Raw genomic sequence first — 21,760 nt, forward strand, 5'->3', positions numbered from 1 at the left:
CTTAATGGCCTCCAATCAGTGTTTGGAATACGGTGTATCGAATCCCAATTCGCTGTTGATCAATCTGAACAATTACGGGTCCGTGAAACGGATAATAGCGAATAACGGCCAGCGGGCTGCCCACGTGTAACCCTAAGCTGTGCAATCGTTGAACGGTCTGAGTATCTAAACCTGTGAATTGTTGAATATGTAATTGTGATGTATTAGTAACGGATTGACTTAGCATAAGGCTCAGTCCTTTCTGAATATTCCAATAGTGAATAATTCATCGAAAATATTATACCTACATCATAGCATGAAAGGGCTTTTATTAATATGGGGAAAAGCCTTATTTTCTTTTGAAATGAAAACGGTTATACTCTAAGTATAGAATACAAAAAGGCTGATGTTACGCTATTTTTGTTGAAGCCGTTGACTAATCATTATATACGGAAGGAATAACGGCTTGGGTAATAAATTTAATTGTTGGAGGATGATTCAAATGGCAACCTTGGAAGTTAAAGATTTACACGTTGAAGTGACGGATGATGAGCAACAAAAGTCTCGCGAGATTTTAAAAGGCGTCAATTTATCTATGAAAACTGGTGAAATTCACGCCATTATGGGACCAAATGGGACTGGTAAGTCCACTTTATCACAAACTATTATGGGTCAACCGGCGTACCACATCACTCAAGGCGATATCTTATTGAATGGCGAAAGCATCGTCAACATGCCAGTTGATGAACGTGCACGTAAGGGACTCTTCCTCGGCATGCAGTATCCAGCTGAAATTCAAGGGGTCACTAATGCTGAATTTTTACGGGCAGCAATGAACGCACGCCGACCTGCCGATGATCAGATCTCAGTGATGGCCTTTCTTAAAGAGCTCGACAAGAACTTGGCACTACTTAATATGAGCGAATCCATGACGGAACGTTACTTAAACGAAGGTTTCTCCGGTGGTGAAAAGAAGCGTAACGAGATTTTGCAATTATTGATGATCAAGCCATCATTCGCTTTACTGGACGAAATTGATTCGGGATTGGATATCGATGCATTACAAGTGGTTTCCAAGGGTGTTAATTCAATGCGCGGCGATAACTTTGGTTCATTAATCATCACGCATTATCAACGGCTGTTGAACTACATTGTGCCCGATGTCGTTCATGTGATGATGGGTGGCCGGATCGTCAAGACTGGCAATGCCGACTTAGCAAAGACCCTTGAAAAAGAAGGTTATGCTGGGTTGCGTGATGATTTGAATATCGACGTCAAACTTGTTGACGACGAAGACTAGGGGGTGCAGTGATGGAAGCAACTGCTGATTATGAAACTATCAAGACAACGCTAGCCGCGGCTGCTAACGAACATGGTGAACCGCACTGGCTCGTTGAACGCCGTTTAGCGGCTTTAGATGCGATGCAAGGTCTGACGGTTCCCAAAGCTGATCGCTTTAGTATTCGCGACTGGCCGCTGACGCCCACTGACCAACCACTAAAGTTCAGTCGTTCGGATCGGACTTTAGCAACTGATGTAACGGCTGAAACTGGTCATATTCAAATCGTACAAGTTGGGCAGACGACGGTGACCGTCAACTTGTCTGATGAATTGGATGAACAAGGCGTCATTTTGACCGACATGTTCACGGCTTTTCGCGAACATCCGCAACTAACTGAAAAACATTTTATGGGCAAAGTCGTCAAAACTGACGAGGACCGGTTGACTAGCTATCACACCGCGTTTTTGAACGCCGGGGTCTTCCTCTATGTTCCTAAAGGGGTTACTGTCAAAGAACCAATCGAGATCACCACGATCCAGGATAGTACCCGAGCGCAACCGTTAATTAGTCACGTTTTGATTGTGGCTGAACAAGACAGTCATTTCGCAGTAACTCAGCACCTGACAACGAAGGGTGACGTCGATAATATCGCCAACTGTGTTGTGGAAATTTTGGCACGGGCTGACAGTGAAGTGCATTTTTCAGCGTTCGATGAACTCGGAGCCAACACGACTGCTTATTTGAATCGGCGGGCCGCGATCAGTCGGGGAGCCAAAGTCGATTGGGCGATTGGCATGATGAATAACGGTAACACTTTCGGGGACTTTGACTCGGAACTGATCGGTGAAGGCGCCAAATCCGATGCCAAGGTCATCACAGTGACGACCAAGGCCCAGGATGTCTGTGTTAATACGCGGGTCACCAACCGTGGTAAGAAGACTGACGGCAATATCGTACAACGTGGGGTCATTATGGAAAAGTCTAACCTGATCTTTAACGGAATCGGTCACATTATTCATGGAGCCTCCGGTGCACATGCTGAACAGGAAAATCGGGTTTTGATGATGTCTGATGATGCCCATGGCGACGCGAATCCGATCCTATTGATCGATGAAAATGACGTGTTAGCTGGACATGCAGCAAGTGTTGGTCAAATTGATCAAAATCAAATGTACTATTTGATGAGTCGTGGGATTGATAAACCACAGGCCCAACGGTTGGTTATTCGGGGCTTCTTAAGTACCGTGATTGGTGCGATCCCATCGAAGACTGTCCGGACTCGCTTAACGAACACGATTGAAAGGAAGCTTGAAGATGGCATCCAATTTTGAGACGTTACGGTCAGATTTTCCCATTCTAGACCAACAAGTGAATGATGAACGACTTGTCTACCTGGATAATGCGGCGACTGCTCAGCGCCCCAACCAAGTCGTGGATGCGCTCGTTCACTTTTATCAACACGATAATGCCAATGTTCATCGCGGTGTGCACACCTTAGCAGAGCGGGCCACTAGTCAATACGAAGCTGCGCGCGCTAAGGTGCAACGGTTCATCAATGCTGCAAAAACGGATGAAATTGTCTTCACGAAAGGAACGACGGACAGTCTCAACCTGATTGCCAGTACTTATGGTGAAGCTAATATTCAAGCGGGTGATGAGATCGTCATTTCGATTATGGAACATCATAGTAATTTAATTCCGTGGCAACAGTTAGCGTTGCGTAAGCACGCCACCTTGAAATATATTGAGTTAACGGCGACTGGTGAATTGGACATGGCCGATGCGGCCAACAAGATTTCGGATCGAACAAAAATCGTTTCAGTGACCCATGCTAGTAATGTATTGGGAACGGTCAATCCAATCAAGGCGTTAGCACGATTGGCGCATCAACACGGTGCCGTGATGATCGCGGATGGGGCGCAAGCAGCCCCTCATATGCCGGTCGATGTTCAGGCACTCGATGTTGACTTTTACGCATTTTCGGGGCATAAGATGCTGGGACCAACCGGTATTGGCGTTCTATATGGTCGCGAGAACTTATTAGCTACGATGCCACCGTATCAATTTGGTGGTGAGATGATTGGCTTTGTTCACCGCGATGACAGTACCTGGGCGGAACTACCGTGGAAGTTTGAAGCGGGCACTCAGAATATTGCCGGTGCGATCGGCTTGGGCGCAGCGGTTGATTATTTGACACAACTCGGTATGGATCAGGTTCAGCAACACGAACAGCAATTAGTCAATTACTTATTGCCTAAGTTGATTGCAATGCCTGGTGTCACGGTCTACGGTCCCCAAGATCCACAACATCATACGGGTGTCATCGCCTTTAATATCGACGGTTTGCACCCGCACGACGCGGCTACCGCGTTGGATATGGAAGGTGTCGCCGTTCGCGCGGGTCATCACTGTGCCCAGCCTCTAATGGCAGCGCTCGGCTTAGTGGCGACTGCACGGGCTAGCTTTTACATTTACAATACGCAAGCGGACGCTGATCAATTATTAACGTCACTCCAAGCAACAAAGGAGTTTTTCGAACATGGGACTGTCTAAGTTAAGTGGCTTGTATCGCGAAGTAATTTTAGATCACGGTGATCATCCGCATCACAAAAATACGTTGCCAAACGCGACACATGCCATTACGTTGAAAAATCCAACTTGTGGCGACGTCATCAATTTGGCGATTCAATTGGATGCGCATGATCAAATCGAAGATATTGGATTTACGGGTGAGGGCTGTACCATCAGTCAAGCTTCAGCCAGCATGATGACGGATGCGGTGATGGGTAAGTCGAAAGAACAGGCGTTAGCGATGGCCAAGACGTTTTCAGATATGGCAATCGGTAAGCAACACTCGCAGGCCGATATGGATGCCTTAGAAGATGCTGCAATTTTATCGAATATTATGCAATTTCCGGCACGAATCAAATGTGCCACGCTAGCTTGGTGGGCTTTGCAACGGGCATTGCTTGCTGAAAATGGCAATGAGGAGGAATCAGAAGTATGAGTGAAGTACCTGACGTGGTCAAAAATGACCGTGATTATGAATATGGATTTCATGATGATGTCAAACCAGCGTATTCAACTGGGCGGGGATTAACGGAAGCCACGGTGCGCGAAATTTCCGCGGCCAAACATGAGCCACAATGGATGCTGGATTACCGGTTAAACGCCTATCATGAATATTTAAAGATGCCGCTGCCAAAATTTGGCCCGGATCTTACGAAACTCGATTTGAAGAATATGTTGTATTATCAAAAGATGACCGATAAGAAGTTCCGGGACTGGAAAGAAGTCCCAGCTGACTTGAAGCGGACGTTTGACCGGTTAGGTGTGCCTGAAGCTGAACGGAAATACTTGGCTGGTTCATCGGCGCAGTATGAATCTGAAGTCGTTTATCACAATATGCGTAAAGATTTTGAAAAGTTAGGGATTATTTTTACCGATACCGATACGGCACTCCACGATTATCCGGAATTGTTCAAGAAGTGGTTTGGTAAACTCGTCAAGCCAACCGACAATAAGTTTGCGGCTTTAAACGCAGCCGTCTGGTCGGGTGGCTCCTTCATCTACGTGCCGAAAGGTGTTCAGACGAAGACACCGATTCAGTCGTATTTCCGGTTAAACGCTGAAAATTCGGGTCAGTTTGAGCGGACCTTGATTATCGTGGAAGATGGGGCCAGTGTCGACTATGTTGAGGGTTGTACGGCCCCTAATTATTCTTCGGATAGTTTGCACGCGGCCGTCGTTGAGGTTAATGTTGAACCGAACGCTTACTGCCGTTATACGACGATCCAAAACTGGTCCGATAACGTTTATAGTCTAGAAACTAAGCGGGCTGCGGCGGCCGAAAACGCCACGATGGAATGGGTCGATGGGAATTTAGGGTCCAAGGTCACGATGAAGTACCCGAGTGTTTACTTAAATGGTGAGGGCGCCCGTGGGACCATGTTATCAATCGCGGTTGCCAGCAATGGCATTCACCAAGATTCTGGTGCCCGGATGATTCATAATGCCAAGAATACCTCCAGTTCGATTGTTTCGAAGTCGATTGCTAAGACTGGTGGTGCGACTGATTACCGTGGGACCGTGCGTTTTGCCAAGCATTCGGACGGTTCCAAAGCGCATGTTGAGTGCGACACAATCATCATGGATGATCAGTCGTCTTCCAATACGATTCCGTATAACGAAATTGACAGTGCTAACGTGGCGATGGAACATGAAGCCAAAGTTTCTAAAATTTCAGAGGAACAACTTTACTACTTGATGAGCCGGGGAATTTCAGAAGCTAAGGCCACTGAAATGATTATTATGGGCTTTGTGGAACCATTTACAAAGCAATTGCCGATGGAATATGCGGTTGAACTGAACCGGTTGATTAGTTTTGAGATGGAAGGATCAATCGGGTAGCAAGGGGTTAAGTGAGATGAAAAAGACACGACGCATCTTATTAGGATTAGCGCTCATCATCGGGTTGAGCGTTGGGGCTGGCTGCCGTTCGACTGCAAGTCAGTCGAAGACGACTAATGCGTCTCAGTCGGCGACGACTAGGACGGTAACAGACATGGCTGGCACCAAGGTCAAAGTACCAACAAAAGTGACGCGGGTCGCTGATTTGTGGCACGCCAATAATCAGGTCGTCTTGTTGTTAGGCGGTCAGAAAAAGTTGGTGGCCACGACCCAGATGATCAAGCAGTCACCGTGGTTCAAGACGATTGATCCCGGAATCAGCAAAGTCACCGCGCCATTTGCGGGTGATGATCTTCAGACAGAAGAATTGTTGAAAGTTAAGCCGGACGTTGTGATTACAGCGGATGCAGCCCAGGTCAAGCAGGCACGGAAAGCGAAGATTCCAACCATTAATGCGATGTATCAGACGTTTGCAGGCTTACGGCAATCTGTGAATCTAACCGCACAAGTCTTGGGTGGTACAGCGCCAAAGATTGCAAAAGCGTATCAAAAAACACTGACGACCAATCTTAATGACGTTAAGACCCAGCTCAAAGGTGTGACGTCCAAGCCTAAAGTTCTGCATTTCGTGAACGCTACGAATTTAAATCAAGTGGACGGTACTGGGACAATCGTGAACGAGTGGATCAAAGCAGCAGGTGGTCAAAACGCCTTAACACAAAAGGGTAACATGATTTCAGTTACGACTGAAACGTTGGCTAAGTCTAATCCTGACGTCATTATCGTTGGGAGTGCAACGACAGCTGAAGCCAGGGCAGCGTTGAAGAAAAACGCCGTCTTGAGCAAACTGACCGCTGTCAAAAAGAATCGGGTGTACGGTAACCCTCAGGGAACGTTCCCCTGGGATCGCTACAGTGCTGAGGAAGCTTTACAAGTGTTGTGGGCAGCTAAAAAATTACACCCGGATCAGTTCCAAGATTTGGATATGGTCGTGAAAACCAAAGCTTTCTATCAGCAGTTTTATCATTATCAGTTAAGTACGGCGCAAGCTAACCGGTTATTGAATGGTGCCTCGACGCCCAAATAACCGCTGGTTAAACTGGCCGTCGTGCACGTTTAAAAAGCTAGTCGAGAAAGTATTATAATTTCTCGGCTAGCTTTTTTGGTGTGGACGCTGATGCTGTCATGGCTTGTGCTGACGGTTAAAACTCGCAAATCGTGCGGCCCAGTTCTGGGACGTATAGTAGTCGGAGCTTCGTTTGGTAAGTGGCTTGTAGGCGTGGTTCGGTTAGTAGCTCGATGCCACCGTAATCGAAGTGTCCGCTAGCACCGAATAATCCGACTCGCTGTTTTAAAATTAGCGCGTGGTTCGGGTTATGCGTGGTTAAAATGACTGCAATGTTCTGATCAGCTAGTTGCTGGACGAGGTTCAAAAGCTGCTGTTGACGGCCGAAATCAAGAGCTGCAGTCGGTTCATCTAAGATAATCAACTGAGGTTCTTGCATCAAGGCGCGCGCAATTGTAACCAGTTGGGCCTGGCCGCCACTTAACGTGTTGATGGTGCGCGCCGTTAATTCACTGAGCTGCAACGTTTTTAGGACGCGGTCTGCCAGGGCAATATCGGTCGTACCTGGGGACTGAGCGAAGTTTAAGTAGGGGGTGCGTCCGGTCAATAAGTAGTCACGGACGCTCAAACTAGTCGTTGTTGGAATCGTCTGGGGCACGTAAGCGATAATCCGTGCCCGCTGTTTGGGCGTTAGTGTAGCTAATGGTTGGCCGTTCAAAGTGAGTGTTCCGGCTGTTGGTGTGAGTAATCCTAACAGACATTTTAACAGTGTCGATTTGCCGATACCGTTGGGGCCAAGCAAAGTCAATATTTCACCATGGTCCAGTTGTAACTGTAAATCGGTAAAGAGGTCGGCCTGTTGTGGATAGTGAAAAGCCAAATGTTCAGCTGATAAAAGTGCGGTCATAGTGCCACCTTCTTTGATAACAGAATTGCAATAAAAATCGGTGTACCGATGAAGCCTGTCAGAATGCTTAATGGAATTTCACCAGCTGATAAGGTACGCGCGAGAGTGTCCACAACTAGTAGAAAGATTGCGCCGATTAGACCGGACAGGGGTAACGACCACTTGGTATTTTCGCCAATAATAATCCGCGCCATGTGGGGGACAATCAAACCAATCCAACCGATAGTGCCACTCAAGCACACAGCACTAGCAGTCAACATCGTGGCGCTAAGAATTACTAGACCGCGTTCCAAGCGGACGTTAATTCCTTGGGCAAAAGCCACTTGGTTGCCCAGGGCTAAGACGGTTAAGCGCCAGCGCATAATTAGTAAGATTACCATGCCAACGATGAGTAACGGCAAAACGGCTCCGAGACTATTGAGGTTTACTTTTGCTAAGCTACCAAGCTGCCAGTAAACGATGTCTTGTAATTGTGACTCCGGGTCAGCTAAGTATTTCAGTAGGCCTAGAATTGCCTGCATCAACCCACTAATGACGATCCCGGCTAAGACTAAGGCTAGTGTGCTCGATTGATGGATCAGACGGGGAATCCCCACACTAAATAAGACGGCGATTAGTCCGAGAGCGAACGCTAAAATCTGTGTGCCAACGGTGTGCCAACCTAACAGAATTGCTAAGGCTGCGCCGACCGCCGCACCATTTGAAACACCCAGCAGATCAGGCGAAACTAAGGGATTTTGAAAAATACTCTGATAGGCAGTCCCCGAGATGGCGAGAGCGGCACCAATTGCGGCCGCGGCCAAGATTCGTGGTAAACGCAGACTGAAAACGATATTATGAATGACCGGACTAACGGATGTCTGACCGGTGAGCGTGGCGATAAGCTCACTGAGGCTTAATTGGTAACGGCCTAGAGAAAGTGCCACTAGCATTAACCCAATCAACACAAGGGTCGTCAGTAATAAAATGCCATAACCGCGCCGACGTGTTTTGACCATTGGCTAGACCTCCAGTTGCGTAGCCGTTTTAATCAGGCTAGTCGTGAAGTCGTTGAGCCGTTGTTCGTCGGCGTCCTCGGGATGGAGATCGATAAACAGGGGTTGGACGCCCCGCGTAGCACCAGTCGTTTCAAGCTGGTGGTCAAATTCGACCACGGCCTTGCAATAATCCTCAGCGTACCAACGATCGCCTGATCCCGTGACACCAAAAACAGTTCCACTGAGGTCGACATCTTGGAGATCATCAAAGAAGTCGAGGCCTTCTTCCGGTAAGTCGCCCTCGCCATATGTATAAGGCACGATCACGATTAAATCGGCTACGGGCAGGTCAAAGGCGTCGGCCTGACCAATCTCAGTGAAATTAGTATCAACGTGCTGCTCACGAAGCTGATTTTGAGTAATTTCTGCAATCTCTTCATTATTACCAGTTAACGAAGCATAAATAATTTCAGCTTTCATGTAAATAACACTCCTTTATTTTTATGATGTTATGAGTGACTGGTGGGCCGCAGTGGACACAGACTTAAGCCGAAACCCACGCCTTAATGCCATATTGGTAAAATATGTCTGGGTCAGACTGAGAACTTCCGGTTAGTTACACTACGACGTTAAACTAATCCTCAGTCTCGACCCGCCTAAACCTCACACGCTTGCCACGCAACACAGAATTCTTCTCATCACGACAAAACTAACGAATGTTCAGACCAACTTAGCGCGTATAATCGACAATCCAATATCTGTTAACTATATGATAACATTCTCACGAACTGACCATTATTAGGGATTTGACTAATTAAATTTAAAAGCAGGCTCTGACATAATAGAAGGGTAGGACGAATAGGTCAAAAGGAGGGGTGTGCCATGGCGATGATCAAATTGTCGGCGACGCCATTGGATGTGAATGCGTTGTATCAAGCATTGAAGGCACCAGAATATGGCGGCATTGTCACGTTTGTTGGCACCGTTCGTCAGTGGACGGGCTCAATTGAGACACAGTCGATCGATTATTCGGCGTATGCGGAGATGGCCATCAGTCAACTTAACAAATTAGCAGCGCCCATTGAAGCTAAAGGCGCCCGCGTGGTGATCGTGCATCGGGTCGGACATCTGGATTTGATGGATGAAGCGGTTTTTGTTGGCGTCGCGGCCGCGCACCGTGCTGAGGCCTTCGAGTGGTGCCAATACTTAATTGATACACTGAAAAAGGAAGTCCCAATTTGGAAGAAAGAATTTGATGCCGACAAGGTTCGTTGGGGGGATTAAAGATGGAACTAACGATTAAGTTGTTTGCGATGCTAGCGGAACAAGTCGGGCCAACGGTCACGGTGACCGTATCAACGCCGGCGACCGCGGCCATGGTCAAGCCAGCTTTGAGCCAACGAACGCCGGCGCTTAAAGCTGTAATCAATAATGCGCGGATCGCGGTTAATCAAGAATTCATCGCTGATGACCAGCAAGTTTTACAATCGACTGATGAGATTGCACTAATTCCGCCGGTCAGCGGGGGTTAATAGCGGCGTTAGATCTAATGATGAAGGAGGAGCGTGAATGGTATGGAAAAATTATATGACAGTTATGATCGTTTGCATGATTACGTGCGGTTATCGATTACGGACCGTTGTAATTTGCGGTGTGTATATTGTATGCCGAAAGAGGGGCTACCGTTTTTCCCAACGGATCGAGTCTTGTCGCAGGATGAAATTGTCCAATTGATCGAGAATTTTGCGGCCATGGGAGTGTCTAAGGTCCGAATCACTGGTGGCGAACCACTGTTACGGACGGATGTGGTCGAAATTGTTCGGCGTATCAAGGCGGTCGACGGGATTAACGATATTTCAATCACAACTAATGGGCTATTTTTAGCGAAATTAGCTAAGCCACTGAAAGAAGCCGGATTGGATCGATTGAATATTAGTCTGGATACGTTTAAAGCGGATCGGTACAAAAAAATTACGCGGGGCGGTAATATTCAACAGGTTTTAGATGGAATCGCCGTGGCTAGTAAGTTACATTTCAAAAAGATCAAGTTGAACATTGTTTTGATCAAGGGGCAAAATGATGACGAAGTCCTAGATTTCTTACATTACACCAAGGACCACGATGTTAATGCGCGGTTCATTGAGTTCATGCCGATTGGGAATTCATTGAAGACCTGGCAAAAGGAATACGTGGGTTTAAAAAACGTCTTTGATACTTGTAAAGACAACGGCTTAGCTTATCATCCAATCGTTTTGCGTGGTAACGGACCGTCTGATAATTATCAAATTGAAGGTTATGAGGGAAGTTTCGGTCTTATTCATCCAATCAGTTCTAAGTTTTGTGAAAACTGTAATCGATTACGAATTACTGCTGACGGGTACGTCAAAGCATGCTTGTATTGGAACGAAGAAATCGATATCCGGTCAGCCATTGGTGATCCGGTGGTGTTTCGCAAACTTATTCAAAAGGCGTTAGATAATAAGCCGCTCAATCATGAAATGGCCATGTCCGAAACTGACCGCATCATTGATAAAGCCCCAACGTGGCGGCATATGAGTCAGATTGGAGGATAAGAAAATGACAGTTGAAGATGCTCAGACAAGTACGCGTTGGCGGGCCTATTTAGCGTTAGGCCTGGCAACGGTGGCGATGATTGTTTGCTTTATGTCATGGTCAAACTTTGCACCATTAGCGGGAGAGCTCGCAATCAAGTTTCATTTGAGTGTGTCGCAACGGACGCTGCTACTAGCAACGCCAGTACTACTCGGGTCAATCATGCGAATTCCAGTCGGGATTTTGAGTGATCGGTATGGTGGTAAAAAGGTTTATCTGATCTTGATGGCCTTCATCTTGATCCCGCTGTTGATGATCACGAAGGTACACACGTACGGCATGTTGTTGGTCGCGGCGTTACTCGTTGGGATGGCCGGAACGTCTTTTGCCGTCGGAGTTTCGTATGCCTCAGTCTGGTTTCCGCCCGAAAAACAAGGATTAGCATTAGGAATCGTTAGCATGGGGAATATGGGGAATGCGGTCGCCGCATTGACGCTGCCATCAATTTCGACCTCGTATGGATTTAACATGGTTTACTATTTCTTGATGGTATTAACGGTCATCTTGGCTGTTCTGTTCGCCATCTTTTGCCGCGAAATGCCGGTCGATAAGACGAAGACTGTGACGGGCGCATTGGCTGTCGCAAAGGAAAGTAGTACTTGGTACTTGTCATTATTTTATTTTCTAACGTTTGGTCTGTTTGTCTCATTCACTAATTTGACACCACTGTTCTTGGAAGATATTTTCCGTGTACCACAAGTAACAGCAGGCTTATACGCTGCATTATTCGCCGGTCTTTGTACCGTTGTTCGACCAATTGGTGGGGCGGCGGCCGATAAGTGGCGACCGATGCAGATGTTACAGTGGATTTTTATCGGCATCACCGTCTTTGCCGTGATTATTACGTTGACTTTTAGCAACCAGTCATTGTTTATCTTTGGTATTGTTGGCGCCGGATTGATTGCCGGCTTCGGTAACGGGGTCATTTTTAAGATGGTGCCGTATGTATCACAGGGGAATACTGGTGCTGTCACCGGTTTTGTCGGCGCTTTAGGTGGTCTGGGCGGTTTCTTTCCACCACTATTAGTGGGGTGGATTCATACTTGGACGGGTAGTTATCGGCTCGGTATCGTGCTCTTAGCCCTCACTGGCTTAGTTTGTTGGTATGCCCTTTGGCGCCGATTTATTCATGGTGACGTCCACATTGTTAAATAATTGTAATCGATTACAATTTAACGTTAATTATTAGTGATTGGCATAAAACGCCTTATAAAAATGGTATAATTAAACGAGTAATAGTTTAGAAGGAGTGTGGCAGAATGGCAGATGGAATTGGTGAAGGCGCCGAATTTTCACCCATTGAAGATGCAGTGATGAAGTCGTTGGAGGATGTCATTGACCCCGAGTTGGGCATTGATATGGTTAATCTTGGGTTAATCTATGATATCCATGTTGATGACGATGGCAACTGTGTTGTCACCATGACGTTGACAACCATGGGCTGCCCACTGGGTAACTTGTTAGCTGATCAGATTAATCGGGCAGTGACTAGCGTCGACGGGGTCACTGGATGCGAGATTGATTTAGTTTGGGAGCCAGCTTGGGACATGAGTAAAATGAGCCGCTTTGCTAAGGTGGCGCTCGGCATTCATGGTTAACCAGTAATTCAGTAAGGGGTTGCGCGCGAATGGATATTAAAAAGTTTGTGGCTCGTCGTAAAGCCCTACAAATTTCACAAATTAAATTATCGGCCGGTATTTGTACCCAGGCCACGCTCAGCAAGTTCGAACGGCGCGGTCGCGTGCCATCGCTGGCCATCTTAGAACAGCTATGCGCGCGCCTGGGGTTGACTGTTGATGAGCTAAACGAGGACCAAGCGAGTTCGGTGACCCAAATACGGCAACAATTGGACCATATTGAACGTCAGCTGATGATGGAGGATTATCAAGTGGTGCTGCAAGCTTTGGATCAGATTGCAGTTAGCGAAATTGCGGCGGTTCCGCTACGGATGCAATATTATTATTTGAGCGGGTTGCTGAAATCATTGATCAATGGTGCCGTGAGTGATGTTTGTTTTGACTTCGATCAAATCTTAGATGATTTGGACCAGACGCATGAAACGGTATTTACCCCGCTGGCATATGTCGGCTTGGGGGTCATGTATAGTCGGTTGTCAGAATTGACGAAGGCCCAATTTTACTTTGAAAAGGTCCATCAAGCAGTCAGGCAGGCTTTGGTCAATGGTGATAACCAGGACTATTTACGGCTACTGACGATGATTTTTTATACGGCTGAATACGAAGCGACTCGCGAAGATTTTGCCACTAGCGATGGGCTAATCAATGATGGTGTGTCCCTTTGTTCGGAGCAACATGTCACCTACTATTTACCACGACTGAAATATTTGGCGACGGCTAATGCTATTCAACAGTGCCAACCTGACGAGCAGATTCAACAACTTTTAAGTGAAACAGTTGCCTTTGCACGGATCAACCACAATCAAGTTGTAGAGGTCAAGGCCGCGGCCCTGCGGCGACGTTATCTGCACGCACGCAAGCATGCCTAGGGCCGATGCAGTTGAACCACCATTATTTCGTTAATATGAATTTGAATATTTTTAAACGACCATTTCTCGGTAGACTGAGGAATGGTCGTTTTGGTGTCATAATTAACCTATGCGCGGCAGCCATAATGACAGTGGCGTCAAAAAAGTGTCGCTGCACTGAGCGACACTTTGGAATAGCACAATCCAATTGTGATGACGGAATTACTGCGGTTGTGTCGTAGCGGCGGCCAGACGGGTAAGGGCTTGTTCGACGCGCTTTTGTAAGTCAGTTGGTAGCTGTTGACTATCTAAGCGCGCTTGGTCGACTAATTCACTAGCCATCGTTAATGCGGGCGCAATTCCAATCGTTAGGACCCGTTGCTGAGTCGCGACAAATTGGTCGGCCGTTGGTTTATGGGCTTGGTGGAAGAAATCATAAAAATAGCCCGGGTCGTTTTCGAAGCCAAACAGGAGTGGCAATGGATAGTTTCCCATCAAGAGGCGCTCACGAAAATCCGCAATCTGTTGGGTCACCTGGACGTCAGTCAGAATAGTGAGTACGACGCCGACTGATTCCCCAATTGCGCGTGCAAGGCCACAGATAGCCGGGTCAAGGCCAGCCAAGCTAGTAGCTAAGTAGCCACTCAGACTGGTCAATTTGGCTGGCCGATCCTTCGTATCCTTCAGAAAATCCGCAATCCGCTCTCGTTGATTAAAGTTCAACCGGAGTCGATTGAGGTTCGCTAACGGTAATGATAGTGCCGCCGTTAAGAGTTCGTGCCGATTGGCAGACGGTAGCATGGTCGTGTGACTGACCGCCCAAATAAATTGTTGGAGTAAGTACTGACTAGCGTATGCGTGCGCCTTACTCAGAGCCAAATCATTAATCGTGGGTGTGGGCGCAAAACTCGGCGTATCTAAAGTTGAGACCATTGCTAGTGCTTCGACAAGCGGTGTCATCGTTGCGGGCTGCCCCGGAATTTCAAATAGTGTATACACAGCCTGCCGCTGGTGACGTGCGACCGGGTCTGCCGAATCGAGTAGTGTGCGGACGGGCGCCGGAATCTGTTTAATGAATTGTTGAAAGTCGTCTTCTAGGGCGACGTCGTAATCAAGTAACATCCTTATCGCTCCCGTTAGTTTTGAAATTGGTCAACTTCACGTGCCAGTTGTTCAGCAATCGGCACAAAAATGTCGCTGAAGTATTTGTCCATATCAAGTTTAGTAGTTGCATCTTCGACAGCTACTTGTGCACGTTGGTAGGCATCATTACGCATGTTGATAATTAATAACTTCTTTTGATGGTGGAGATGCTTGGTGAGTTTTTCACCGTTTGCAATATCGCGATATTTCTCAATAAAATAGTAAAGCGTCTCGTAAAATGTATTGTCGAGCACCCAAAATAACGTGTTGCGGGAGACCTTATCGTTCATGACCTGAGCGAATAAATCGTCACCTAACAATTCATTTTTGACGAATGCGGCTGACGACAGAACGATTGCTTGAATTTCGTGCATATCGGCCATAAAGGTGCTGAAGTGGGTGAGTTCAGTATCCTTTAAGGCGAAGCCGAGTTTGGCTTTGCGTGTCGGCGCATCCATCAGTTTGAAGTTGTCTTGATACTCGCGTTGAATATCAGTGCTGTCACTAATCAGATCGCGTTCGATCCCAACCAGTAGTGCTTGATTGGCCTGAAGATCAGCTTTAACGACGGTCCAAATAGCCGCAAAATGAGTGTTGAAGTTATCAAACAAGTCTTGGGTGGTGCCGACGATTTGTTTGTGAATCTGCCCTTTTTCGGTGTGGGCCGCAAATTGAACGACCAGTGGAATGGTATCATCATCAGTGGTGAGTCCGGTCTGTTCGCGGCGTTTCGTTTCGTATGCTTTTAATTCATCGAGGCTTAATAGTCCGAGCGGCATGACGTTGATTTCTCCGTTGGTCGTCATGATTTGTAGTGAGAAGGGTGTATCAGCATGTTGATTCATTGTGAATGATTTCAACGTTTCGCTGAGTTTACTCCGAGTGCCGAGTTCGTCTTCCGGATCCGCATAGAAGCCCGACGTGTAAATTGCGATGTTATCATACTTCGCGTTTAGCTTTTCTTGAATATCCATGGGAGCCTCCTATGCTTGTGGTCTGGTAGGTGCGCTGGCATCATCAGTGGCTGAAGCATCATCGACAGTCGTAAGGGCTTGCAATTTGTCAGTGCCGGCGTCCGTCAAGGTTGCTTTCGTGAGGTCGATGCTTGCGAGCGTATGGCTATAATTATCATCGAGCTGTGCGTCATTTAGATAACCGCGTTTAACTGCCACTGATACCGTTTGATACAACATGGAGTTCGGATTGACCTGTCTTCCTTGGTGAAACCGATGGGTCGCAACATCGCGTAAAATTCCTAATAATTCTTCATCTTGACTAACATTATGTGCCATTGTGTCAAACTCCTTCCAAGTGCTTTTATCATTAGTTTACCGGAAGAGTAGGAAACTGGGTATTGGGGAAATGACTATATTACGAGATGTTGATAAATACTCCGGCTAGCCGAATCGGTGGTGGCAAAAGGTTGGTGTGGTGAACACAAAAAAACGAATCGGGCGGCCGCCACGATTCGTTAATAGGCCTTGGTAGTTTAAATCGCTACCAGCTGGGAGATGTGATGTTGCGCTAAGGTTACGTTCAATTGGCGTATTACAGTCTTCAGTGCTGAGTTTCGATAGCTCCAATTGAGGAAAACTATCAGTACGGCATACTAGAAGTCAATCAGGTGGTGGTGGATGGCGTACCGGATTAAATCAGCGCGATTATTTAATGATAGCTTATGCATAATGTTGGCCTTGTGGGCTTCGACTGTTTTAGTCGAAATGAATAGCTTAGCCGCGATTTCTTTGTTGGAGTAGCCAAGTGCCACTAGGGGGAAGACTTCCCGTTCGCGTTTCGAAAGGCCATTATATCCCGTGAGGTTAGTGTCAACGCCGTCTGAATTGATTTGTTGAACGTCAGACTTGGTTATCACGATGTTGGCATCGACGTACTCTTCGCCGTTTGCGACTGTTTTTAAGGCTTTCAATAATTCATCGTCAGAAGAACTCTTCATAATGTATGACATGGCACCATTATGTAGCGCTTTGTTGATATATTCTTGTTCTTCGTGCATTGAGAGAATCAGAATGCGAACATCTGGAAAGTGGTCGTGAATTCGTTGAGTCGTAATGAGACCGCTTTCACCCGGCGACATGCTTAAATCCATCACGAGAATATCAATGTCGCCTTGTTCAACGCGTAGATACGTTGATGTTCCGTCTGCAGCTTCATCAATGACTTCAAAATTGGGTTGTTGGTTAATTAAGTATGCTAACCCTGAGCGAACAACCGCGTGATCATCCGCAATTAAGACGTGATACATCGTAAACAACTCCTCTAAATTATAATATTTAAGTTAAGGTGTTAACGTCATCGGGAATTTGGCAGTAACACTAGTGCCGGATCCAGGCCGTGAATGGAGCGTGAAAGTACCATTAAGCGCTTTGACCCGCTCATTCATATTTAACAAGCCTAACGAGTGACCATTGAAAGTGGCTTGATCTGGAACGTTAAAACCTTGACCGTCATCAATGATTTCCAAAGTAATGTAATGGTCATGTGCAACTAGTAGGAGATTGATCTCGTTGGCGTGGGCGTGTTTGAGCGCGTTATTGATTGATTCTTGACCGATGCGATAGAGGACGTTTTGTACATCCGTGGCAAGTTGCGTCGGTTCGTCGTTGCCGGTTACCGTAATTGTCACACCAGAATTAGCTTGTAAACGTTTAGCCAAAGCTCGTAACGCAGCTAGCAAACCAAAGTTATCGAGTACTGAGGGGCGAATGTCGAGTGCCATGCCCTTAACTTCGGTCAACGTGTCCTCCAATTGGGCTTCGATCACGTGGGTCAACGCCCTGACTTCATCAGTGTTAGCTTGCTCAGCATTGATCCGACGAATTCCCATGATTGCAGAATAAATACCTTGAGCAATACTGTCATGAAGATCAGCAGAAATCTTTTTACGTTCTTCTTCATGGGCCCGGTTAACATAGGCGTTTAACTGGCGCTGCTGAGCGAGCTGATCCATTCGTTTGATTGTCCCGCGATTTTTTAACGTTAACGAGAAGACGCGTTCGTCAGTATTGATGACGTGATAAATCAAAAAATAAGCGAGCGGATGTGGTTTATCCGTAGCCAGGGTAATTGGAATTGAAATTTCTGGCATTAAATTGCGAATGACACAATCAAAGCAATCATCAGTTGTATTGAATTTTTGTTGGACCGCATTATTAGCGATTTGGATCAAATAATTAGGGTCAAAGTTCAGTTCGGCTTGCAGATCGCGCGCTAATTGATTACTAATAACTAACTGATCGTCTTTAAAAATCAATACCGCATCGGTTGCTTCTGAAAAATATTGTTGAATCCAGTGATTTGATTCTAGCAAAAAGTCGGCCTCCCTTCGCCGAATTAAAAAGTGGCCAAATAGTGGGAAAGCCGACTGATTGTTTGGTCGGACACAGACTGCGTTGAACGATAACCAGCGAGCAAAACGCCGGTAACTAACCGAAACTCGGTTGTGACAATCGGAATTGCTGCTGCACTAGTTAGATCTTCTGCTTGAGCAATGGGCGTATAGAATGCATCGTTATAGGACTCGTTTTGCAGCGCGTTTTTCCAAAAAGGTTTGCCAGTTCGTACCACTAGCCCGGCAATGCCGATGCCGCTACGCAAAATGATCTTTCGAAATTGTTCCCCCTGATTACCGGCAACATATTGCCAAGTGATTTGATGGGGCGCTTGGGTGGCTTGTAACGCCACACCGACAAAGTCAAAATCGCTAGTTTGGTAGAGCTGATCAACTAAGTATTGGTAATTATGTTGATTGGCATTTTCAGCTAAGGTCACTTTTTATTCCTCCTTTATCATACCATGATTGTAACGGTCTGAGGCCAATTTACACATTTTAATTTTACGGTTTCATACATAATTAGAATATTCTATGATTCACGATATTGGTCTGCCACGTCAAGTTTGAAGTTGGAATTTACGAATTGATGGTAATGTTCATAGTCTTGACGGACTGCCCGAATCTGCATATCAAGTTTATCTAGTTTATCATCTTTTTCAAGTGAGCGCATTTCTTCATTGACTGAACTAACCTCGTTTTCCAGCATTGTTTGCCGGAGTCCGAGGTCGGTCAGTGCAATTTGCAATAATTTCTGGAAATCACGTTCGTTCATTTCTGCTTTACTTAGCATTGGTAAGTGCCTCCATATTGTTTAGATTAGTAAATGCTTGACTATCTGGAAAAGTCATCGGCAGTCCCTGACACGTCGTCTTGACAAAGTGGCTAACTCGTAAATCACCTAGCAATAAATGAGCGCGTACCATGGCCTGACTGGTTCGCACATGACTTACCAAGTAATGATCCTGTGTTGGTGTCGTTGCGTAACAATCTGTTTGGGTGACTAAGGTCGTTAAAATGGTGGTAGTAATTAATGGATAATCAACTGCCAATAACAAGTAATCAGTCAGTTCTGGTGAATAATTAGTGGCTGCGAAAATACCGCTGAGGGGACCTTGGCGCTCGAAAGGAACTTGATCGGTCACGACGATAACGTTTGAACTGGTGCGAAACTGTTCGGTCAAGTTAGCCACGTTTTGCTGATTAGCACTGACAATGACTTGTTCACATAGCAGTTGTAACTTGGTGACGGCGAGGCCAACGTTATTGAGCGGTTGGCCGGGTAACTGGACTTGGGCTTTGTCGCGGCCAAAACGCTTCGACTGCCCGCCAGCGAGGACGATTCCCAACATGTTCAGGACTTCTTTCTCAAGATTTCGGGGTACTAGGATAGACAAAGTGACCACTTTTGCCGCCGTCTTTTTCTACGAGGTGAATGTTGTTGATCAGCATGCCGCGGTCGATAGCTTTGCACATATCATAAATCGTGAGCAAGGTAACTTGAACAGCTAGTAAGGCTTCGATTTCAACACCGGTGACATGTTTTGTCTTGACGAGTGCGTCGACGGTGATCGTATCTTGGTCGTTGTCAGTAAAGTGAATATCAACACCGGTCAGTGGGATCAGGTGACACATTGGAATTAAACTGCTCGTTTGTTTAGCCGCCATGATACCGGCGACCTGAGCGACGGCCAAGACGTCGCCTTTTTTGATTTGACCATCGTGAATGCGTTGCAGGGTGGCCGGGTGCATGGTGATCTGACCAGTGGCCGTGGCCACACGGTGGGTGACGGCTTTGTCGGTTACGTCGACCATTTTGGCTCGGTTTTGATCGTTAAAGTGAGTAAGTTGATCAGTCATTAGTTGTCGCAGCTCCTTTAAAGTAAGTTTGTATAAACCAGTTGCAAATCGCCGTCTTCCCGACCAACGTTGCGTCAGGATGGCATGTCAGACTGGCAAAGACTTGGATATTTGTAAATTGTTGAAAGTCGATCGCGTGATCATCGGATCGTAACAGCGCTATTTTTGGATAGGACGCGTGTTTAAACCCTTCCAAAAAGATCACGTCGGTACTCGTCGGTAACTGTGCAATCAGCTTGCTGACAGGGACAGGCTGTACGGTCGTTTGATGGCAAAAAGTCCCATTGGCGGACTGCAAGATGACATTCTGAGCACCAGCGTGGCTGAATTGTGCCGTGTCGGTACCGGGCGTATCCATCGCACTTGCATGGGCGTCATGTTTGAGGACGCTCACCTGTAATTGGCGGCTAGTCAGCAATTTAACCAGTTCAGTTGTAATAAGTGTCTTGCCACTCTTTTTATAGCCGATTATTTGAAAGGTAAGAGCCATGTTTCCACCTCGGCATTGAGTTCAATCGGACGATTACTGTGCGGAATTTTAATCAAACACGTGGTTGTTTGTAAATTACTTAAGGCACCTGAGCGGTCGGGACCATTCGGGTACGTCGCGTACTGACTGTGATCTTCTGTAAATGTGGCTCGGAGGATCCGGTCGAAGCCGTTCGTCTTATGGTAAGGGGCGGCCAAACGTGACGAGACCTTTTTGATGCGACTCGGCTGATGGACAAATCGGCGTAGGAGGGGCTCAACGTATAGGTAGAAAGCCGTAAAGCAGGCGCCAGGATTACCTGACAAGGCCATGACAAGTGTGTCATCCTGAACAAACGCCGTGGTGACACTACCCGGACGTTGCTTGATTTTGTTGAATAAGAGTTCATCGGCTTGCCGCGCAGTATCGCCAATGAAATCGTAGTCACCAACTGAGACACCGCCGTCAGTAATGACGATATCATTTTCTGCAATCGCTTTAGTTAGGGACGCTTGCAATAGCTCGTTATCGTCAATTAATTGTTCAACGTTGGTGACCACGCCACCATTTTCGCGGACGAGATACGGGATCTGCACGCCATTACTATTATAAATTTTGCCTTCTTGGACAGGTTCACCCGGGGCCATCAGTTCGCTACCCGTCGTGATGACGGCGACGCGGGGCTGCCGGTAGACGGTGACTGTCTGGACGCCTAGTGCGGTCAAACCGGCTAGGCCGCCTGGATTAAGTTCGGTGTCCTTTTCAATCAAAACATCGGCAGTTTGATATTCTTCACCAATTTCAGTGATGTTAGAATGCTTTTCGGGAACCACGATGTTGATGCAGTTGTCAGCCAGTTCGCGGGTCTTTTCGAGCATCACGGCGACGCCAGCATCGCTTGGAACGTCCGCACCCGTCATGATCCGTACGGCTTCATCTTTGCCAAGGGGTTGATGAAAAGTTGATCCAGCTGGGATATTACCGACGACCTTGAATTCGTGAGGGTAGTCATGGTCGTCTTCGTGACGAATAGCGAACCCATCAACTCCTGAGCGTCGAAAGTGGGGGTACGCGAATGGTGCGGTGACCGTTTCGGCTAGAACCCGGTGATTCGCGTCGGTGACGGGGATTGTTTCCGTTTTCGTTGGTAGCGCAACTTGGTTGATTTTAGCCTGGGCTTCAGTAATTGAGATGGGATATCTTCTAGTTAACATAGGCAA

Annotated in this window: 27 protein-coding genes; 12 read left to right on the forward strand and 15 right to left on the reverse strand. The window is 46.8% G+C overall.

Going from position 1 to position 21,760, the window contains the following annotated elements:
* Window position 1: 1 nt before the first annotated feature.
* On the reverse strand, window positions 2-226 hold the full coding sequence (locus tag LP667_RS06045; protein ID WP_056988314.1) for a FeoA family protein: 225 nt from the start codon (window positions 224-226) through the stop codon (window positions 2-4).
* Between the two features lie 255 nt (window positions 227-481).
* Between LP667_RS06045 and sufC the strand changes: the two genes are divergently transcribed.
* Genes sufC through LP667_RS06075 form a run of 6 tightly spaced genes read left to right on the forward strand, consistent with a single transcriptional unit; the run spans window position 482 to window position 6,758 of the window.
* Complete coding sequence (sufC, locus tag LP667_RS06050) at window positions 482-1,279, forward strand: Fe-S cluster assembly ATPase SufC (RefSeq protein ID WP_021731768.1); 798 nt, start codon at window positions 482-484, stop codon at window positions 1,277-1,279.
* Window positions 1,280-1,290: 11 nt separating this feature from the next.
* Complete coding sequence (sufD, locus tag LP667_RS06055) at window positions 1,291-2,592, forward strand: Fe-S cluster assembly protein SufD (RefSeq protein ID WP_021731767.1); 1,302 nt, start codon at window positions 1,291-1,293, stop codon at window positions 2,590-2,592.
* Window positions 2,576-3,814 carry a cysteine desulfurase gene (locus LP667_RS06060; protein WP_021731766.1) on the forward strand — a complete coding sequence of 413 codons (1,239 nt, stop codon included), beginning with the start codon at window positions 2,576-2,578 and terminating at the stop codon, window positions 3,812-3,814. Before sufD ends, LP667_RS06060 begins: the two co-directional genes overlap by 17 nt.
* Entirely contained in the window at window positions 3,801-4,268 is a 468-nt protein-coding gene (gene sufU, locus LP667_RS06065) for a Fe-S cluster assembly sulfur transfer protein SufU (RefSeq protein WP_021731765.1), read from the forward strand. Before LP667_RS06060 ends, sufU begins: the two co-directional genes overlap by 14 nt.
* Window positions 4,265-5,671 (forward strand): Fe-S cluster assembly protein SufB, encoded by a 1,407-nt coding sequence (sufB, locus tag LP667_RS06070; RefSeq protein WP_021731764.1) that lies wholly within the window; start codon window positions 4,265-4,267, stop codon window positions 5,669-5,671. Before sufU ends, sufB begins: the two co-directional genes overlap by 4 nt.
* A gap of 16 nt (window positions 5,672-5,687) precedes the next feature.
* A complete protein-coding gene (locus tag LP667_RS06075) occupies window positions 5,688-6,758 on the forward strand; it encodes an ABC transporter substrate-binding protein (protein WP_021731763.1) in 1,071 nt (356 codons plus the stop codon).
* A 115-nt stretch (window positions 6,759-6,873) separates the two neighbouring features.
* Here LP667_RS06075 and LP667_RS06080 read toward each other — a convergent pair whose 3' ends face one another.
* From LP667_RS06080 to LP667_RS06090, 3 genes are read right to left on the reverse strand one after another with little or no spacing between them, the layout of a single operon-like run.
* Complete coding sequence (locus LP667_RS06080; RefSeq protein WP_021731762.1) at window positions 6,874-7,644, reverse strand: ABC transporter ATP-binding protein; 771 nt, start codon at window positions 7,642-7,644, stop codon at window positions 6,874-6,876.
* Window positions 7,641-8,642, reverse strand: a complete 1,002-nt coding sequence (locus LP667_RS06085) for a FecCD family ABC transporter permease (protein ID WP_021731761.1) — start codon at window positions 8,640-8,642, stop codon at window positions 7,641-7,643. Before LP667_RS06085 ends, LP667_RS06080 begins: the two co-directional genes overlap by 4 nt.
* 3 nt (window positions 8,643-8,645) lie before the next feature.
* Window positions 8,646-9,101 carry a flavodoxin gene (locus LP667_RS06090; protein WP_021731760.1) on the reverse strand — a complete coding sequence of 152 codons (456 nt, stop codon included), beginning with the start codon at window positions 9,099-9,101 and terminating at the stop codon, window positions 8,646-8,648.
* A gap of 402 nt (window positions 9,102-9,503) precedes the next feature.
* On the opposite strand from LP667_RS06090, the gene LP667_RS06095 reads away from it, so the two are divergent.
* The 6 genes from LP667_RS06095 to LP667_RS06120 all read left to right on the forward strand — a co-directional run bounded on the left by LP667_RS06095 (window position 9,504) and on the right by LP667_RS06120 (window position 13,740).
* Window positions 9,504-9,905 carry a molybdenum cofactor biosynthesis protein MoaE gene (locus LP667_RS06095; RefSeq protein ID WP_021731759.1) on the forward strand — a complete coding sequence of 134 codons (402 nt, stop codon included), beginning with the start codon at window positions 9,504-9,506 and terminating at the stop codon, window positions 9,903-9,905.
* 2 nt (window positions 9,906-9,907) lie between these two features.
* Window positions 9,908-10,153 (forward strand): MoaD/ThiS family protein, encoded by a 246-nt coding sequence (locus LP667_RS06100; protein ID WP_021731758.1) that lies wholly within the window; start codon window positions 9,908-9,910, stop codon window positions 10,151-10,153.
* A gap of 42 nt (window positions 10,154-10,195) precedes the next feature.
* A complete protein-coding gene (gene moaA, locus LP667_RS06105; protein WP_056988313.1) occupies window positions 10,196-11,194 on the forward strand; it encodes a GTP 3',8-cyclase MoaA in 999 nt (332 codons plus the stop codon).
* A 4-nt stretch (window positions 11,195-11,198) separates the two neighbouring features.
* Entirely contained in the window at window positions 11,199-12,389 is a 1,191-nt protein-coding gene (locus tag LP667_RS06110; RefSeq protein WP_021355909.1) for a nitrate/nitrite transporter, read from the forward strand.
* Window positions 12,390-12,493: 104 nt separating this feature from the next.
* Window positions 12,494-12,832 (forward strand): metal-sulfur cluster assembly factor, encoded by a 339-nt coding sequence (locus tag LP667_RS06115; RefSeq protein ID WP_011101428.1) that lies wholly within the window; start codon window positions 12,494-12,496, stop codon window positions 12,830-12,832.
* 29 nt (window positions 12,833-12,861) lie between these two features.
* Window positions 12,862-13,740 (forward strand): helix-turn-helix domain-containing protein, encoded by an 879-nt coding sequence (locus tag LP667_RS06120; protein ID WP_021731756.1) that lies wholly within the window; start codon window positions 12,862-12,864, stop codon window positions 13,738-13,740.
* Window positions 13,741-13,941: 201 nt separating this feature from the next.
* On the opposite strand, the gene LP667_RS06125 is transcribed toward LP667_RS06120, so the two are convergent.
* The 11 genes from LP667_RS06125 to LP667_RS06175 form a co-directional block, all read right to left on the reverse strand.
* Window positions 13,942-14,841, reverse strand: coding sequence for a hypothetical protein (locus tag LP667_RS06125; RefSeq protein WP_021731755.1), 900 nt, complete (start codon window positions 14,839-14,841; stop codon window positions 13,942-13,944).
* A gap of 14 nt (window positions 14,842-14,855) precedes the next feature.
* Complete coding sequence (locus LP667_RS06130) at window positions 14,856-15,836, reverse strand: hypothetical protein (protein WP_021731754.1); 981 nt, start codon at window positions 15,834-15,836, stop codon at window positions 14,856-14,858.
* A 9-nt stretch (window positions 15,837-15,845) separates the two neighbouring features.
* The gene (locus tag LP667_RS06135) at window positions 15,846-16,154 is read right to left on the reverse strand and encodes a hypothetical protein (RefSeq protein WP_021731753.1); all 309 of its coding nucleotides are present in this window, start codon (window positions 16,152-16,154) and stop codon (window positions 15,846-15,848) included.
* 317 nt (window positions 16,155-16,471) lie between these two features.
* Window positions 16,472-17,125, reverse strand: a complete 654-nt coding sequence (locus tag LP667_RS06140) for a response regulator (RefSeq protein WP_056988312.1) — start codon at window positions 17,123-17,125, stop codon at window positions 16,472-16,474.
* A gap of 33 nt (window positions 17,126-17,158) precedes the next feature.
* A complete protein-coding gene (locus LP667_RS06145; protein WP_021731751.1) occupies window positions 17,159-18,190 on the reverse strand; it encodes a sensor histidine kinase in 1,032 nt (343 codons plus the stop codon).
* 23 nt (window positions 18,191-18,213) lie between these two features.
* Window positions 18,214-18,651 carry a GAF domain-containing protein gene (locus LP667_RS06150; protein ID WP_021731750.1) on the reverse strand — a complete coding sequence of 146 codons (438 nt, stop codon included), beginning with the start codon at window positions 18,649-18,651 and terminating at the stop codon, window positions 18,214-18,216.
* Between the two features lie 92 nt (window positions 18,652-18,743).
* Window positions 18,744-19,004: a hypothetical protein gene (locus LP667_RS06155; protein ID WP_011101436.1), complete on the reverse strand. Its 261-nt coding sequence runs from the start codon at window positions 19,002-19,004 to the stop codon at window positions 18,744-18,746.
* The gene (locus tag LP667_RS06160; RefSeq protein WP_021731749.1) at window positions 18,994-19,563 is read right to left on the reverse strand and encodes a molybdenum cofactor guanylyltransferase; all 570 of its coding nucleotides are present in this window, start codon (window positions 19,561-19,563) and stop codon (window positions 18,994-18,996) included. Before LP667_RS06160 ends, LP667_RS06155 begins: the two co-directional genes overlap by 11 nt.
* 16 nt (window positions 19,564-19,579) lie before the next feature.
* The gene (gene moaC / locus LP667_RS06165; protein WP_021731748.1) at window positions 19,580-20,071 is read right to left on the reverse strand and encodes a cyclic pyranopterin monophosphate synthase MoaC; all 492 of its coding nucleotides are present in this window, start codon (window positions 20,069-20,071) and stop codon (window positions 19,580-19,582) included.
* Window positions 20,064-20,561, reverse strand: a complete 498-nt coding sequence (gene mobB / locus LP667_RS06170) for a molybdopterin-guanine dinucleotide biosynthesis protein B (protein ID WP_021731747.1) — start codon at window positions 20,559-20,561, stop codon at window positions 20,064-20,066. Before mobB ends, moaC begins: the two co-directional genes overlap by 8 nt.
* Window positions 20,540-21,754, reverse strand: coding sequence for a molybdopterin molybdotransferase MoeA (locus LP667_RS06175; RefSeq protein WP_021731746.1), 1,215 nt, complete (start codon window positions 21,752-21,754; stop codon window positions 20,540-20,542). Before LP667_RS06175 ends, mobB begins: the two co-directional genes overlap by 22 nt.
* Window positions 21,755-21,760: the final 6 nt, after the last annotated feature.

This window comes from Lactiplantibacillus paraplantarum, assembly GCF_003641145.1.
Taxonomy (GTDB): domain Bacteria; phylum Bacillota; class Bacilli; order Lactobacillales; family Lactobacillaceae; genus Lactiplantibacillus; species Lactiplantibacillus paraplantarum.

Excerpts from the sequence above, each read along its gene's own strand:
- LP667_RS06045 (WP_056988314.1), bottom strand. The coding sequence starts at position 226 with ATGCTAAGTCAATCCGTTACTAATACATCACAATTACATATTCAACAA.
- sufC (WP_021731768.1), top strand. The coding sequence starts at position 482 with ATGGCAACCTTGGAAGTTAAAGATTTACACGTTGAAGTGACGGATGAT.
- sufD (WP_021731767.1), top strand. The coding sequence starts at position 1,291 with ATGGAAGCAACTGCTGATTATGAAACTATCAAGACAACGCTAGCCGCG.
- LP667_RS06060 (WP_021731766.1), top strand. The coding sequence starts at position 2,576 with ATGGCATCCAATTTTGAGACGTTACGGTCAGATTTTCCCATTCTAGAC.
- sufU (WP_021731765.1), top strand. The coding sequence starts at position 3,801 with ATGGGACTGTCTAAGTTAAGTGGCTTGTATCGCGAAGTAATTTTAGAT.
- sufB (WP_021731764.1), top strand. The coding sequence starts at position 4,265 with ATGAGTGAAGTACCTGACGTGGTCAAAAATGACCGTGATTATGAATAT.
- LP667_RS06075 (WP_021731763.1), top strand. The coding sequence starts at position 5,688 with ATGAAAAAGACACGACGCATCTTATTAGGATTAGCGCTCATCATCGGG.
- LP667_RS06080 (WP_021731762.1), bottom strand. The coding sequence starts at position 7,644 with ATGACCGCACTTTTATCAGCTGAACATTTGGCTTTTCACTATCCACAA.
- LP667_RS06085 (WP_021731761.1), bottom strand. The coding sequence starts at position 8,642 with ATGGTCAAAACACGTCGGCGCGGTTATGGCATTTTATTACTGACGACC.
- LP667_RS06090 (WP_021731760.1), bottom strand. The coding sequence starts at position 9,101 with ATGAAAGCTGAAATTATTTATGCTTCGTTAACTGGTAATAATGAAGAG.
- LP667_RS06095 (WP_021731759.1), top strand. The coding sequence starts at position 9,504 with ATGGCGATGATCAAATTGTCGGCGACGCCATTGGATGTGAATGCGTTG.
- LP667_RS06100 (WP_021731758.1), top strand. The coding sequence starts at position 9,908 with ATGGAACTAACGATTAAGTTGTTTGCGATGCTAGCGGAACAAGTCGGG.
- moaA (WP_056988313.1), top strand. The coding sequence starts at position 10,196 with ATGGAAAAATTATATGACAGTTATGATCGTTTGCATGATTACGTGCGG.
- LP667_RS06110 (WP_021355909.1), top strand. The coding sequence starts at position 11,199 with ATGACAGTTGAAGATGCTCAGACAAGTACGCGTTGGCGGGCCTATTTA.
- LP667_RS06115 (WP_011101428.1), top strand. The coding sequence starts at position 12,494 with ATGGCAGATGGAATTGGTGAAGGCGCCGAATTTTCACCCATTGAAGAT.
- LP667_RS06120 (WP_021731756.1), top strand. The coding sequence starts at position 12,862 with ATGGATATTAAAAAGTTTGTGGCTCGTCGTAAAGCCCTACAAATTTCA.
- LP667_RS06125 (WP_021731755.1), bottom strand. The coding sequence starts at position 14,841 with ATGTTACTTGATTACGACGTCGCCCTAGAAGACGACTTTCAACAATTC.
- LP667_RS06130 (WP_021731754.1), bottom strand. The coding sequence starts at position 15,836 with ATGGATATTCAAGAAAAGCTAAACGCGAAGTATGATAACATCGCAATT.
- LP667_RS06135 (WP_021731753.1), bottom strand. The coding sequence starts at position 16,154 with ATGGCACATAATGTTAGTCAAGATGAAGAATTATTAGGAATTTTACGC.
- LP667_RS06140 (WP_056988312.1), bottom strand. The coding sequence starts at position 17,125 with ATGTATCACGTCTTAATTGCGGATGATCACGCGGTTGTTCGCTCAGGG.
- LP667_RS06155 (WP_011101436.1), bottom strand. The coding sequence starts at position 19,004 with ATGCTAAGTAAAGCAGAAATGAACGAACGTGATTTCCAGAAATTATTG.
- LP667_RS06160 (WP_021731749.1), bottom strand. The coding sequence starts at position 19,563 with ATGTTGGGAATCGTCCTCGCTGGCGGGCAGTCGAAGCGTTTTGGCCGC.
- moaC (WP_021731748.1), bottom strand. The coding sequence starts at position 20,071 with ATGACTGATCAACTTACTCACTTTAACGATCAAAACCGAGCCAAAATG.
- mobB (WP_021731747.1), bottom strand. The coding sequence starts at position 20,561 with ATGGCTCTTACCTTTCAAATAATCGGCTATAAAAAGAGTGGCAAGACA.
- LP667_RS06175 (WP_021731746.1), bottom strand. The coding sequence starts at position 21,754 with ATGTTAACTAGAAGATATCCCATCTCAATTACTGAAGCCCAGGCTAAA.